The following is a 14892-nucleotide window of genomic DNA, read 5'->3' as shown; positions in this document are numbered from 1 at the left end:
CATGGAAGCCGCCCAGCACCGCCAGCACCGGGCCGTCGCCGGGCGCGCGCCGGCTCAGCGCCTCGCGCAGGTGCCAGRCCATCTCGGCCTCGCGCTGCAGCGTGCCGTCGGCCTCCAGCTCGGCCAGGGGATGGTCATCGCGCGCCAGCTGGCAGTAGGCGGTCATCTCGTCGAGGTACTGCGCGAGCGGGCGCGTCGCGGCGTCGCGCTCGAACAGGTGCTCCCACAGCGCCTCGTGGTCGCGGCAGCCGAGTTGCCGCGCGAGCGCCTGCAGCCGGCGGCTGCGCTCGAAATGCCGCTCGGACAGCAGCGATTCGCCGGCTGGCGACTGCGCCTCGGCCTGGCCCGGTTGGAACTGGCTCTGCTCGGCGAAATCGAGGTCGATGAACTGCGCCGGGATGCCGGCCGCCTGCGCGAGCCGCAGCGCGACCAGCTCGGGCGAGTGGTCGCAGAACGGGTAGTAGGCGGCATGGCGCGTCGGCTCGCGGCCCTCGGCCTCCAGCACCGCGTAGGTGTAGACGGCCAGCGGCATGCGCGCGTCCGCATGCGTCAGCAGCGGCACCAGCGGCGTGAAGCTGCGCGGGCCTTCGACCAGCACCGCGCTCGGCGGCGCCTGCGCGAACAGCCGCTGCAGCTGCAGCGACGCGGCCGGGCTGTGGTGGCGCACCGGCAGCACGACCAGCGCCGGGCCGGCCAGGCGCGCGGCGAGCGCGCGCAGGCTGTTGGTGCTCGCCGAGGTGACCACGCCGCGTCAGCGTTCGAGTTCGCGGCGCGCGTCGAACACGCCCTGCCACTGCGGATCGCGCTGCGCACGCGCCTTGACGACCACGTCGAAGTAGTGGCGCAGCTTCTTGCCGTCGTCCGGGTTGTCCTTCAGCACGGTGCCGATCAGCTGGCGCGCGACATGCTCGCCGCCGACGCTGCCGTTGCCGAACCAGTGCGCATCGAGGCAGGCCGCATAGCCGACCGACACCGCCTCGGCCGACGACATCACCGCGGTCGGCCGCTCCAGCACCGTGCCTTCGGCGGTCAGCCCGTGGCGCAGGTCATGGAACGCGGTGACCAGCAACTCGACGACATCGGGCCGCAGCTCGACGTCGACCTGCGCCTGGCGCAGCAGCGCCTCGGTCTGCTCGCGCACCAGCCGCAGTTCGAGCTGGCGGTCGGAGATCGGGCGCACCGTCTCGAAGTTGAAGCGGCGCTTCAGCGCGCTCGACATCTCGTGCACACCGCGGTCGCGGATGTTCGCGGTGGCCACCAGGTTGAAGCCGCGCGCCGCGAACACCGTGGCCTCGGCGCCGGCGAGCTCGGGAATGTGCAGCATCTTCTCGGACAGCAGGCTGATCAGGCAGTCCTGGATCTCCGGCTGCACCCGCGTCAGCTCCTCGAAGCGGCACAGCAGCCCATCGCGCATCGCTTCGTGCACCGGGCCGCCGACCAGCGCGCGCGGTGTCGGCCCCTCGGCCAGCAGCAGCGCGTAGTTCCAACCGTACTTGATCTGGTCCTCGGTGGTGCCGGCGGTGCCCTGCACGGTACAGGTGGAGCGGCCGCTGATCGCGGCGGCCAGCAGCTCGGACAGCATCGACTTCGCAGTGCCCGGCTCACCGACCAGCATCAGGCCGCGGTCGCTCATCAGCGTGACGACGCAGCGATCGATCAGCGCATCGTCGCCGTAGAACTTGCGCTTCACGCCGAGCTTGTCGTCGCCGACGATGAAGCTGCGCACCGCGCGCGGCGTGAGCTGCCAGCCGGGCGGGCGCGCACCGCCGTCGGCAGCGGCCAGGCGCGCCAGTTCGTCGGCGTGGGCGAGTTCGGCGGGAGCCCGCAGCACGGTGCCCATCGCGTCAGCCCTGCCCGCTGACCTGGGCCGACCAGTCGGCCGCGAAGCCGCTGCCCTCGGCCGCGATCAGGCGAATGTCCTCGCGGCACTCGGCCAGCAGGATGGCCGGCACCTCCGACAATGGCAGTCCGGTCGCAACGACGCCGGGCTGGGTGTCGGTACCAGTGAACAGCAGCGAATCCAGCGCGACCTTGCGGTTGTCCTCCGGCAGCGAGTTGCCGCTGAAGCGGATCATCGCCTGCAGGCCGAGCGTCGGAAAGCGCTTGTCGTAGCTGTAGAACCAGCCGCCGTCCTCGGAGGCGCCGCGCGCATAGCCGAGCTTCTGCGCGCGGTTGCGCAGCGCGAAGGCCTGCAGCAGGTGGCCCTCGAAATCCTTCAGCTCGCGCGCCGCGGCCTGGGCCGTCGGCAGCTGCCAGCGGCCCTTGCCGAACTGCTGGAACAGCGGCGCGATCTCGTAGTCGACCAGGTGGGTGCGCCAGCCCGCGACGTCGTCGTCGGACAGCAGCGTGTCGTGCGCGAGGCGGATGCGGGCAGTGTCCGGCAGCGTGACGGCGGCGTCGTGCCGGTCGGTCAGCGTGCCGTCGTCGAGCGGGCGGAACACCTGCAGCGCGTGCCCGCCGTCGACCTGCAGCCACACCAGCCGCTGCACCAGGTGGCGCATCACCGGGTGCTGCTGCAGGTAGTCGCGCCAGTCGGCGAAGCTCCATTCGCGCTCGGTGCACATCGCCTCGTAGAGCCGGTCGGCCTGCAGCGCCGCGATGCCCTTCAGCTCCTTCTTCGTGGTCGCGAGCGCCTTCTTGGCCGCGGCGGCCAACTCGGCGTCGTCGTCCTGGCGCGGATCGGGCAGCGCCGCGATGGCCTTGCCTTCCGGGTTCAGCAGGTCGACCTTCAGGTCGGGCCGCAGCTTCGCGGTGAACGCGCGCGGGCCGAAGTCCAGTTCCAGCGTGCCGGTCTCGTCGAAGCCGCAGGAGGGCACGGTGCGGTCCGACAGGTCGGCCAGCGTCCAGCCCTTGCGATCGGCCAGCGCCTGGGCCTGCTTGGTGGCTTCGTCCTGGATGCCCTTGGTGCGGAAGCGGCTGCCGATCGCCAGCATCAGCTGGGTCGCGCTCGGGTGCTCGATCCACGCCAGCATCGCGACCAGCGACTTGCACTGCGACGGCCGCAGGCCGTACCAGGTCTTCAGGAAGCGCTGGGCCGCCGGGGCCGCGCCGCTGCCGGCGCAGGCGGCGGCCACCGCGAGCAGGCCCTTGCAGACGATGGCCGAGCCGCCCGCCTGGGCGCCGGTGCGCTCGTCTTCCGCCAGCCAGTTGTCGAGCACGAACTGGCCGAAGGTCTCGCGGTCGGCCGCGTTGAACAGGCTGCAGGTCTTGAGCAGCATCGCGGTCGGCTCCGGCGATTTCAGCTTGACCGCCTGCGCGAGCAGCCAGCGCAGGATGTCGACCGGGACCGGCTGCCCGTCGTCGGCCCAGCGCACTGCCGGCAGGCGTGCCCACGGGAACCAGTCGAGGTCGGTCGTCAGCCCCTTGGCGAGCAGTTTGGCGGCGTCGGCGGCCATCACGTCGCGGTTCAGGTAGGCCTCGACCGGCTGGCCGAACGCGATCAGCGCGTCGAGCAGCGCGCCCTTCGCGACGTCCTGCTTTTCCTTGCGCACTGCGGCCTCGAGCGCCGGCAGCGCGGCGGCATGGCGCAGCCGCGCCAGCCACAGCGCGGCCTGCGCGCGCACCTCGCTCTTGCCGTCGGCCAGTGCCTCGACGATGCGCGCCTCGCGGCCCGGCCACGCGGCCAGCGTCTTCTGCGCCAGCGCGCGATCGCCCTTTGCGCTGCCGACCGCGAGCGCGAACAGCGCGTCCCACAGCAGCGCCGGCGGCTGCGGGATCGAGCCGATCGAGCTGAACAGCCGGCCGCGGTTGAACCAGTAGCTGTCGGTCGACATCTGCAGGACTTTCAGCACGTAGTCCGCCTGGTGGACGAAGTAGGGCCAGACGGACGCGGCGTCGCCGTTGAACACCAGGCCGCTGCCGCAGTGCGCGTACACCAGCATGTGGCCGCGCAGGTGCTCGTTCTCGTTGCAATCGTCGAGCATGCGCGACAGCTCCAGCATCGTCGGCCGGCCGGTGCGCTGGTGCAGAACGCCGATCAGGTCGACGCCATGGAAGTGCAGGCCGCGCCGCCGCTGGTCGCTCGCGATGTCGAAGAACTGCAGCATCTTCCACAGCGTGACTGGCGTCACCTCGTGCTGCAGCAGCAGTTCGCGCAACGCAGGCAGGACCGGGTACCAGTCCCGCCCCGGTGCCGTCGGATGCTCGCGCGGCGGCGGGTGGCGTGCGTCGCTGTCGAGGTAGGTGCGCAGCGCGGCCTTCTCGGCGTCGGAGAACAGCGCCAGCTGGAACAGCTTCGCGTCGGGCCAGCGCTGCACCGCCACCTCATGGCGGCGGCGCGAGTCCTCGTTGTCCTGCGCGAGCTTCTCGTCAACGCGTTGCCAGAAGACATCGAGCGCGGCCTGCGGCAGCGGGTTGGCGGCGGCGCTCCAGTCGATGACCGGCAGCGTGATCGCGGACGCCTCGGCGGCGTTCGTCTCGGACATGGGTCTCCTCCGCGAAGTGGGCGGCTCCTCTCGCGCCGACTATAGCGGTGGCTTGCGGCGGCTCGACGGGACGCGGCCGGTGACAAACGGTGCCACAGCGGTGAAACATCACGCCGGAACACGGCGCGGTCACCTGCTGGAGCCGTGGCCCGGGCTGTGGGCTTCAGGCTGCACGCCTCGGCCCTCTGAGTCAGCCCTTCTTCGGCCCTGCCAGCGAATCCCGCATGATCAGCTCCGGCCCGAACTCGCGCGACACCGGCAGCGCGGTGCCGAAGCACAGGTTCGACAGCAGCCGGCAGGCGTTCAGCCCCATGTCGCCGACGACGATGCGGATCGTCGTCAGGCGCGGCGACAGCCACGCCGCGATGTCGGTGTCGTCGTAGCCCATCACCGACACATCGCCCGGCACCGTCAGGCCGTCGGCCTGCAGGCGCGACATCGCCCCCATCGCCATCTGGTCGTTGCAGCAGAACATCGCGGTGAATTTCGCGCCCTCCGCGAGCAGCTGGCCGGTGCCGGCCCAGCCGCTCTCGGCGGCGAAGTCGCCGGTCACCATCGACACCGATTCGCGCGCGATGCCGGCCGCGGCCAGCGTGTCGAAGAAGCCCTGCAGCCGCAGCCGGTTGTCGGGTGCCGCCGCCGGCCCGGCGATCACCGCGATGCGGCGGTGCCCGTGCTCCAGCAGCGTGCGCGCCGCCAGCACGCCGCCGGCCTTGTGATCGACCGTGAAGCACTGGCTGCGCATGCCCTTCACGTCGCGGTTGACCACCGCCAGGTTCGGGAAACGCCGCTTCAGCGCCAGGATGTCGGCATCGCGCAGCGCATAGGTCGTCAGCAGCATGCCCTCGCACTGCCGGTCCATCAGGAACTCGATGCCGTTCAGCGCCTGCTCGCGCACGTCCTCGCCGCCGTGGCCGTTGGCGATCACCATGTGGCGGTCCTGGGCCCGCAGCTCCATGTCGATCGCGTGCAGCATCGGACCGTAGAACGGGCCCTTGAAATCGGGCACGTAGACGCCGATCGCGTTCGTGCTCTTCATCGACAGCGCACGCGCAATGCGCGACGGCCGGAAATCCAGCTGCTCGATCGCCGCCTGCACGCGCGAAGCCGAGTCGGCCGAGAACGGCCCCTTGCCCGAAATCACGCGTGATGCCGTGGCGACGCCGACACCTGCCAGTCGTGCCACATCCTTGATCGTGCCCACTGCTTGCACCTGCTCCAGACTACCGAATTGAGTCGGATCATAGTCTGGAGCTTGTGCGCGGGCTGTTTCCGCTTCGTAATTGACGATGGCGTCGATCGCGAATCAGTAGTCGTCGCGGCCGTGGGTGGCGGTCGTGAAGCCGAGGAACTGCATCGAACTGCCGTCCGGGCGGCGCGCCTTCGCGAGCGCCTGGAAGCTGGGAATCGCGACGCCGCGGTTCATGTAGCCGTTGACCGCGATGTCCATGTAGCCGGCCTCCAGGTGCTGGCCCTTGCAGTTGCGCACGCCGCTGCCGCTCTGCAGCGACTTCGCCATGTACTCCAGCCCCTTGGCCAGGCGCGGCGTGGTCTCGCCCGAGGCCTTCCACAGCCACACCGAGGTGTCGCCGGCCTGGATCACCGCGATCTCGGCGGCCTGCGCGAGGCCTTCGAGGTTGTACTGCGGGTGAGTGCAGTCGCGGGCCTTCAGTTCGTTGACCTCGCCGTTCGAGAAGACCGACAGCGGGATCATCTCGGTGATGCGCTGCAGGCCCGCCGCATAGCGCGTCGGGTTGTCCTGGTAGGCGCCGGCAGCCATCATCGCGAGGCCTGCCGACACCGCCCAGTTGTTGACCCGGGTGCGCGCCTTCGCGGCCTCTGTGTACTGGCGGTCGATGAAGCCGTTGAAGGTCGTGATGTCGGCCTGCGCCCAGCCGGCTTCGCCGTTGTTGTAGTGGCGGATGATCTCGGCCGCGCTGACCCACACCGGCAGCATCCACGCCGCCTCCAGCTRCACCTGGGCCGCGTTCGTGCCCGAGGCCACCGAGAAGGTGCGGAAGGTCCTGCCCCAGTCGTTCAGGATCGCCACCGCCTTGTCGCGGTGCCGCGCGTCACCGGTCTTCACCCAGCGCAGCGCGTTCAGGTAGGCCGCCTGCGCGTCGTTCTTGAAGCGCGCTTCCTGGTCGCCGATCGCGCTGCCCACCACCTGCACGTTGGACAAGGCCTTGTGCGAGTAGGTGTAGGCGCTGCGCGAGTCGTTCATCACCGACTGGTAGCCGGTCTTCAGCACGCTCGGGTTGGCCGAGTTCTGCGCGGCCTTGAAGCTGTCGAGGCGCGCCTGCGTCAGGAAGATGCCGGGGTGGCGGAACGTGGTCGGCGTGATGGCCTGCGCGCCTTCGCGCGCCACCGACGCGTCATCGGTCGGCGCGTCGGCGACCTGGGCGTTGTCGTCGACGGCCGCGGCCTGCGCGCCGTCGTCTTCGCCGGTGTTGCCACCGCCGCACGCGGCCAGCAGGGCGAGTGCGATCGGGGCCAGGGCCCAGCGCAGGCGCCGGGTCGTTGCTTGGATGTTCGTCATGGTGTTGTCCTCGCTCACTTGATGCTGAAGGGGTCGCCGTAGACCTTCCAGTTCAGCGGCGTGTTCAGGTCGAAATTGCCGGCCTTGAGCCAGACGCGCTGCGCGGTGTCGACGCGCGTCGTGTCGCTGTGGGCCTCTTCCTTGTTCATCTCGACCACGCGGGCATCCATGAAGGCGTTCAGGTAGGCCGCCTCGTCGCCGCCCTGGGCGGGGGTCCTGGCCTTGGCCATCGCCGCCTTGCGGACGCTCATCGCGCCTTCATAGCCGTGCATCACGGCCGCGTCGTAGTAGGCGAACTGGCCGAGTGCGCGCAGGCCGTCAGCCTTGGCCCGGTTGACCGAGGGGTTGAAGTAGACGTTGTCGCGCTCGTAGTCCTGCGACTGCTGGAAGATCACGTCGGCGGCGGCGGTCTTCCAGTCGCCGGTGAAGGTCGGGTCGAGCCCGGCGTGCGACTCGGTGTTGTTCACCTTCTTCAGCGCCGGCAGGTACTTGGACAGCACGTTGCCCGGCTTGCGGTTGGTGTACTCCTGCACCACCTCCAGCATGTCGCCGGTGCCCGAGCAGAAGCCGATGATGCCGGCGGTGTAGCCGCGGCCGTCATGGATGTCCTGGATGTAGGCGTACTGCGCCTTCCAGTTCAGCGACGAGTTCTCGGCGCTGGAGACGATCTGCATCGCGATGTCCTTCTTGCGGGCATCGAACAGGTCGGTCGACGACGGGGCCGGTGCGGGTGCCGGAGCGGGGGCAGGTGCCGGTGCAGGCGCGGGCGCGGGGGCCGGTGCAGGCGCGGGAGCCGGTGCCGGGGAAGGTGCCGGCGCGGGTGCGGGGGCAGGCGCCGGAGCGGGGGCAGGTGCTGGTGCGCCGACCGCAGTCAGCTTCCATTGCTGGTTCGCGCCGGTGCCGCAGTCCCATTGCTGGATGGCACCGCCGGCGGACAGGCTGTGGTCCTTCACGTCGACGCACTTGCCGCTGTTGCGGGCCTTGATCGAGAAGCCCGCGCCCGAGACGGCGATCGCGAAGCGTTGGTTGTCGCTGGCAGCGGTGGTCCATTGCTGGATCAGCGCGCCGTTGGCGGTCGACACGTCGGTCACGTCGAGCGACTTGCCGCTGCCGCTGTCGACCAGGCGGAAGGTGCCGCCGGTCTCGGCGCGCAGCTCGAAGCGTTGCGAGCTGACGTCGGCACACGCGCTCTGCTGGGCCTTGGCGCCGTTGGCGGTGCTGGCGCCGGCGATGTCCAGGCACAGGCCCGACTCGACCGACTTGACTTCGTAGATGCCGACCGCGACCGCCGCGGTGACGTTGCCGCTGCGCGGCAGGAAGCGGAACGCCTGGCCGCCGCTCGTGCTGCACGACAGCTGCTGCAGCACCGCGCCATCGGCCGTCGAGGCGCCGGTCACGTCGACGCACTTGCCGCTGCCGGCATTCACCAGCCGGAAGCGATCACCGCCCAGGTGTTCGATGCGGAAGCGCTGCGCGTTGGTGCCGTTGTCGACCCACTGCTGCAGCGCCGCGCCGTCGGAGGTCGAGGCCGAAGCCACGTCCATCGCCTTGCCGCTGCCGCCGTTGATCAGCTTGTAGACGCCGCCGCCGGCGTCGCTGAGCTCGAACGACTGGGCGGCGTTCTTGTTGCAGCCGGCCTGCTGCAGCCGGCCGCCGTCGGCCGTGCTCGCACCGGCCACGTCGACGCACTTGCCGCTCTGGGCATTGACGATCGTGTAGATGCCGCTGGCCAGCGTGATGGTGCCGGCCGTGCTGGCCCGGGCGGCCTGCGCGGATTCGTGGCCTTCAGCAGCGGCGTCGGGTGCACCGTTGCTGCTGCCGTCGCTGCCGCCGCAGGCGGCGAGGAAGGCGCTGCTCATCGCGACGGCGAGCGGCAGGCGGGCGAACTGGTAACGCTTGGAACGCATGGAACACTCCCTGAGATCTGGTGGTGGGACCCGGGTTGGCACCCGGGCTGCGCAAAGTGAGTCGTTTCGATCCAGCAACGCCCCGGGATCCGGCTTTGCCGGGCCCAGGGGTGGCGCCCCTCGGGGGCAGGAGCGCCAGCGACTGGGGGCTGTCGTCTATTTCCAGTCGGAGGTCTGCAGGAGCGGATCGATCGTCAGCCCGAAGGTGTTGCCCACCTTCTGCCCGACCGTCCCCGGCGTGGCCAGCTGTGCGCCGCCGCACGCGCCGCCACCCGTCTTGATGATGGCCCACAGCATCGCGCCGTCACGTGCATTGCGGTTGGCCGCCGTGCCGTTCGCCACCGCATTCGTGTAGCGCTGCACCGAGTACGGCAGGTTCAGGTTCACGCCGTACTGGTCCTGCAGGTTGCGCGAGCCGGTGCACTGGGCGTCGGCATCGTTGACCACCAGCATGCCGCCGGCCCAGCCCTCGGGCGACGGTTCCAGCCCGATCGAGACGATGGTCTTCGACGGGAACAGCGCGCGGTACTGGTTGTACGCGACGATGCCGTCGAAGTGCTCGTAGCGGGCGTCGTAGCTCATCACGTTGACCAGGTCGAGCATGTTCGCGACCGCCGGGTACTTCAGCACCACGCCGCGCTCGCGCCCGGCATTGCCGCCCCAGTACGACATCTTGCCGGCGCAGGCCGGGTCGGCCGTCGTGCCCGATGTGCAGTCCGCACCGCTCGACCAGCCGGCCAGCGTCAGCACGCGTCCGCCGCCCGCCAGGTCGACTGCCTTGCGCAGCGCCTTGATCGAGTTGGCATAGCGGTCCACGTCGCCGTCGGCTTCGTAGTCGACGTCGAGGCCGTCGAAGCCCATCTCGGTCTGGATCTTCGCAAGGGCGTTGATGATCGAGCCGCTGCCGGCCGCGCCCTGGGCCGCGAGCGGGCCCCAGTTGTTGTAGGTGGCACCGCCGACGGCGAGGATCACCTTCTGGTTGCGCTGGTGCAGCACGTCGATCGCGGCCTTGATGTCCTTCGGCGACGCGCTGAAGGTGATGCCGGTGCCGGAGAAGCTGTTGGTGTTGATGCCGGCCCACGAGAAGTTGGGGTCGGCGAACGACACCATCACGTGCGTGTAGGTGGCGGGCACCTTCGCGAACTTGCTGGCCTTGTAGACGTCGTTGGCGGTCTTGCCGGTGGCGTCGAACCAGTTGTCGCTCCAGGTCGGGTAGTAGCCGACGTAGACGCGCTTGGTCTGCACGGCCTTCAGCGCTTCAGGCAGCGTGAGCGTGCCGTTCGGTGCGGGGGCCGGGGCCGGCGCGGGTGCCGGGGCAGGCGACGGCGCGGGAGCCGGGGCGGGAGAAGGCGCCGGTGCCGGCGACGGGCCGCACGAGGCGCTGGTCGGCGTCCACAGCGTCGGCGTGGCGGCCGGGTTCCAGTTCGCGCCGGCGAACGCGGTGTGCGTCACCAGGGCCTTGTACTGCTTGCCTTGGTAGCTGACGACCTGGCCGGCGTTGTAGGTGATGCCTTCGGTCCAGGCCACGCAGCTCGACGGAGCCGGTGCGGGAGCAGGTGCCGGGGCAGGCGTCGGGGCCGGGGCCGGGGCGGGCGTGGGAGCCGGTGCCGGAGCGGGCGTCGGGGCCGGCGCAGGAGCGGGGGCCGGAGCCGGCGCGCTCGTCACCGGGATCAGCGCCCACTTCTGGTTCGCGTTGACGCTGCAATCCCATTGCTGGATCGATGCGCCGGGTGCGCTGTTCCAGTCCTTCACGTCGATGCACTTGCCGCTGTTCACGGCCTGCAGGCGCACCGTGCCGGTGGCGGCATCGGTGAGCTGGGCGAAGCGCTGGTTCGCGCCGCTGGTGTTGGCCCATTGCTGGATCAGCGCGCCGTTGGCGGTCGACACGTCGGTCACGTCGAGCGAGCGGCCGCTGTTGATGTTGACGATGCGGTAGGTGCCGCTGGTGTCGGGCACGAACGAGAACACCTGCGAAGAGGCGCCGCTGCAATTCTGCTGCACGAGCTTGGCGCCGTCGGCGGTGCTGGCACCGGCGATGTCCAGGCACAGGTTCGAGAACGACGACTTCACGGTGTACTGCTTGGCGATCGGTGCCGGGGCGGGCGCGGGGGCCGGTGCGGGCGCCGGAGCCGGCGGGTTCGAGCCCTTGGCCGCCGCGAAGGCCTGCCAGTACTCGTAGTCGCGCGTGTTGGCGCGGCTGAAGTCGTCCAGGCTGCCCGAGCCCACGCGGTCGCGCTGCGCGGCCCAGTAGGCCAGCAGGCCGATGCCCTTCTGCTTCGCGAAGTTGGCGACGGTGACCGCATCGGCCGGCGTGAAGATCTCTTCCGCGACGTCGTTCTGGCCGATCATCGGCGTGATGCCGATCATGGCCCACAGCTGCGCATCGGTCTTCGACGGGTACACCCCCTTCAGCTGGTTGAAGGTCGACTGCGCGGCCGAGACGGCCAGGTCGCCCATCTTCTTGCCGCCGCTGTAGTAGGTGCCGTAGTCCATCGCCATGATGTTGACCATCGACACCGTGACGCCGGCGCTCGCCGCGCCCTTGATCAGCTCCAGCGCCTTGGGCGGCAGGCCGCCCGGCTCGGAGTTGGTGCGGAACGGATCCACCGGCAGCGTGAACGAGGTGTACAGGTCCGGGTAGATCGCCTGCAGCTGCTTGATCGCCGCGTTGCGCACGCCGTTCAGGCGCGTGTCGCCGAGCTGGCCGCCTTCGATGTCGAAGTCGATCATGCGGGTGCCGTGCGTGTCCATCAGCTTGCGGATCAGCGCGACCAGGTCGTTGGTCGAGCAGACCGATTCGAGGTAGGTGCCGCTTGCGCCGCCGAAGGACAGGATCACCTTGTTGCCGCTGTCGATGTACGACTTGACGTCGGCCTTGATCGACGCGTTGTTCAGCGTGTTCTCCATGCCGCCGCTGAGCGTGCAGCCGCCGCCGGAGATGCCGAACGCGATCGTCATGCCGTCCATGCCGGCGCGCGATTTCGCCTCCGTCAGGTTCTTGAACTTGTAGGCGGTGCTGCCGAAGCCCCAGCCGAAGAAGTACGGCGCGACGATCGTGCCCGCGTGGGCCGCCGACGTTGCGGCCACACCGGCGGCGAGCGCGAGCGCGCTCAGCTTGAATCTGTTCATGGTTCCCAACCCTCTCGCGGCCTGGGCGCGTTGCTGCGCACGGCCCTGCCTGTTGATTCGATCTCGCGTCGACGTACTGCGCGGGCCGCCGCGAGGGCCTTGCTGTGTTCGCGTTTCGTCAATGTGGAAACGCTTCCACAAGACCAATTGAATCACCCCCAGTCATCAGACAAACGCGGGTAAACCCTTAGGCAATGCCACGTCAAGGTGTCGAGTTGTGTGCAAAGTTGCAGGCTTTCCCGCACTCATCGGATGCGCCCGAAGGCATCCATTCGCCATCGCGATGGAAATCAGGAACATCTGGTATTAATTTGGTCTCGTGACGAAACCGGCAGCTGCCCGCCGCAAAACCCGATGGCTTCAGAACACCGTGCCGTCGCTCTCGATCACGAGCGGCGGGCCGCCGTCGCGCAACTCGCGAGCGATGGCGCGGCCTGCAGCCCAGGTGCCGCCTTCGAGGACGCAGGCGAGCGGCATCGCGGTGACGGTCTGGCCGAGGCGGTGGCGCACCAGCGGCGCCAGCTCGTCGATCAGTGCGACGGTGAGCGCGCGCCATTCGACGATCGCCTCGTCACCCGTTGTATGACGACGCTGCGAGAAGCCGGCATCGCGCGGCACGATGACGCCGCTGTCCAGCAGCAGCCCGCCGTTGCGGTATTCGGGCAGGCCGGTGAGGCCGTCGAGCTGGGTGACCGGCACGCCGGCCCATTCGAAGGGTTCGAGCAGCGAGTAGCACAGCCACTGGCTGAGCTTGTGGAACGGCACCCAGCCGGCGCTCGCGCCCTGGCCGCCGGCGAGCGGGTGGCGCCAGCAGTCGCCAAGCGGCACGCCGTCGAGCTCGTTGCCGGCCAGCCAGATGCCGCTCAGTGTGTCGAGCAGGGCCTGCAGCAGCTGCGGGGCCGTCAGCGGCGCCTGGTGCGCCTTCAGCGCGAGCCGGTCGAACAGCGCGCCGGGCCGGCCGTCGGCACCGAAGCTCGCATGCTGCACCTGCATCGCCTCGCCGAGCCGGCGCAGCAGCAGCGTGCGGCCGTCGAGGCCGACCAGCGGGTTGTCGTCGCGCACCTGGAACATCGCGGCGAGCGTGTCGGCATCGAGCCGCGCCAACCCCGCCGCATCCACGCGCAGCGGCTGCGCGGGATCGCTCGAGAACAACCCTTGCATGAAGCCGCGGAAGCTGGCCACGCCCAGGCCTTCGGAGCGGCTGAAGGTCTGCCCGCTCTCGGCTTCGGCATAGCGCCAGCCGGCACCGGCGCCGGCATCGAGCAGCACGCTGACCACCGTGAGGTCGATGCGCGCACGCGCCTGCGCGGCGGCGTCGAGCCCGGCGAGCCGCGCGTCGAGTTCGCCCTTGCGATCGACGCCGCCGGCCTCGAAGTGGCGCCAGCGGCTGTGGTACGGGATGCGCAGCGTCGGGTACTGGTGCCGCGTGACCTGCTCGACGCGCTGCGCGGCCTCGGCCAGCTTCGTGTGATCGAGCGTGAAGTGGTCGGAGCGGCCCTCGCCGACCGCACGCGTGATGTTGGCGCAGCGCTCGCGGATCGTCGCGGCCTGCCGCAGCTCGTGGACAGCCGGGCTAGACAAGGCCGCGCCCCTTGGTGGCCGCGAGCTTGACGTCGTCGGGCACGCTGCCGTCGGTGAAGTAGCCGGCGGCGATCTTGGCCTCGATCTCGACGCGCGCATCGGCCGGCACCAGCTCGTCGGGGATCTTGACGCGTTCGCCGACGGCGATGCCGCTTTCGGTGATCGCGTCGTACTTGTCGTTGCTCATGCTGACGAGGCGATGGATCTTCTGCACGCCGAGCCAGTGCAGCACGTCGGGCATCAGCTCCTGGAAGCGCATGTCCTGCACACCCGCGACGCATTCGGTGCGCAGGAAGTACTTGTCGGCGCTGTCGCCGCCGACCTGCCGCTTGCGCGCGTTGTAGACCAGGAACTTGGTGACTTCGCCGAGCGCGCGCCCCTCCTTGCGGCTGTAGGCGATCAGGCCGACGCCGCCGTGCTGCGCGCCGCGGATGCATTCCTCGATCGCATGCGTCAGGTAGGGCCGGCAGGTGCAGATGTCGGAGCCGAACACGTCGGAGCCGTTGCACTCGTCGTGCACGCGGGCGGTGAGCGTGACGGCCGGGTCGGCGAGGTGGCGCGGGTTGCCGAAGATGTAGAGCGTCTGCCCGCCGATCGGCGGCAGGAAGACCTCGATGTCGCTGCGCGTCACGAGCTCGGGGTACATGCCGCCGGTCTCCTCGAACAGGTGGCGGCGCAGGTCGCCCTCGCCGACGTTGAAGCGCTTCGCGACGCCCGGCAGCCACCACACCGGCTCGATCGCGACCTTGGTGACGACGGCCGAGCTGTCGGCGAGCAGCACGCGGCCGTCGACCTGCAGGCGCTGGAAGGCCAGCGCCTGCTTGACCTCGGGCAGGTGGATGTGGGCCTGGGTGACCGCGATGGTCGGGCGGATGTCGTAGCCCTGCGCGATGGGCTCGGCGAACACGTCGGCGACCGAAGCGCCCCAGGGGTCGATCGAGACCATCTTGGTCGCGTCGCACCATTGCGGGTACGGGCCGATCAGGTCGGTGGGCGCGGTGTTGGTGAGGTCGGCGCGGTGGCCCTTCTTCAGGTTGCCAGCCGCCAGGGCCAGCGCGCGGTACACGCCGTACGAGCCGCTGTGCGTGCCGATCACGTTGCGCTGGCTGCGGTTGGTGGTGGTGCCGACCACCGGGCCGCGCTCGGCCGCGGTGGCCGCGCCCCAGTGGATGGCCGGCGCGCCGGACGGGCCCTGCTGGCCGGGGTGGGAGGTCAGGCGGATGTGCTTGGAGGGGTTCGGCACGGGGCCGGGCTCGCTGGCCTGCTGGGGACTGGGCTTGGGCTCGGTGCTCATCGCGGTCGCTCCTGGTGG

General features: G+C 70.0%; 9 protein-coding genes. All 9 read right to left on the bottom strand.

The window, feature by feature from the left end; genetic code table 11:
* A partial coding sequence (locus tag AC1D1T_RS07055) for a DUF5682 family protein (RefSeq protein WP_477991682.1) occupies positions 1–745 on the bottom strand: 745 nt, incomplete at its 3' end.
* A gap of 6 nt (positions 746–751) precedes the next feature.
* A complete protein-coding gene (locus tag AC1D1T_RS07050; RefSeq protein WP_477824793.1) occupies positions 752–1840 on the bottom strand; it encodes an ATP-binding protein in 1089 nt (362 codons plus the stop codon).
* Between the two features lie 4 nt (positions 1841–1844).
* Complete coding sequence (locus AC1D1T_RS07045) at positions 1845–4424, bottom strand: DUF4132 domain-containing protein (protein ID WP_477824792.1); 2580 nt, start codon at positions 4422–4424, stop codon at positions 1845–1847.
* A 190-nt stretch (positions 4425–4614) separates the two neighbouring features.
* The gene (locus tag AC1D1T_RS07040; RefSeq protein ID WP_477824791.1) at positions 4615–5610 is read right to left on the bottom strand and encodes a LacI family DNA-binding transcriptional regulator; all 996 of its coding nucleotides are present in this window, start codon (positions 5608–5610) and stop codon (positions 4615–4617) included.
* Between the two features lie 120 nt (positions 5611–5730).
* A complete protein-coding gene (locus tag AC1D1T_RS07035) occupies positions 5731–6963 on the bottom strand; it encodes an alginate lyase family protein (RefSeq protein WP_477991681.1) in 1233 nt (410 codons plus the stop codon).
* 14 nt (positions 6964–6977) lie between these two features.
* Positions 6978–8870, bottom strand: coding sequence for a chitosanase (locus AC1D1T_RS07030; RefSeq protein ID WP_477838287.1), 1893 nt, complete (start codon positions 8868–8870; stop codon positions 6978–6980).
* A 156-nt stretch (positions 8871–9026) separates the two neighbouring features.
* Positions 9027–11999 (bottom strand): RICIN domain-containing protein, encoded by a 2973-nt coding sequence (locus tag AC1D1T_RS07025; RefSeq protein WP_477991680.1) that lies wholly within the window; start codon positions 11997–11999, stop codon positions 9027–9029.
* Between the two features lie 360 nt (positions 12000–12359).
* Positions 12360–13580, bottom strand: a complete 1221-nt coding sequence (locus tag AC1D1T_RS07020; protein WP_477825193.1) for a URC4/urg3 family protein — start codon at positions 13578–13580, stop codon at positions 12360–12362.
* The gene (locus AC1D1T_RS07015; RefSeq protein WP_477838283.1) at positions 13573–14874 is read right to left on the bottom strand and encodes a GTP cyclohydrolase II; all 1302 of its coding nucleotides are present in this window, start codon (positions 14872–14874) and stop codon (positions 13573–13575) included. Before AC1D1T_RS07015 ends, AC1D1T_RS07020 begins: the two co-directional genes overlap by 8 nt.
* Between the last annotated feature and the right edge of the window lie 18 nt (positions 14875–14892).

Source organism: Rhizobacter sp. P2_H3, from assembly GCF_056403355.1.
Note: the sequence above shows the minus strand (reverse complement) of the source record. Positions and strands in the feature narration are given on the sequence as shown.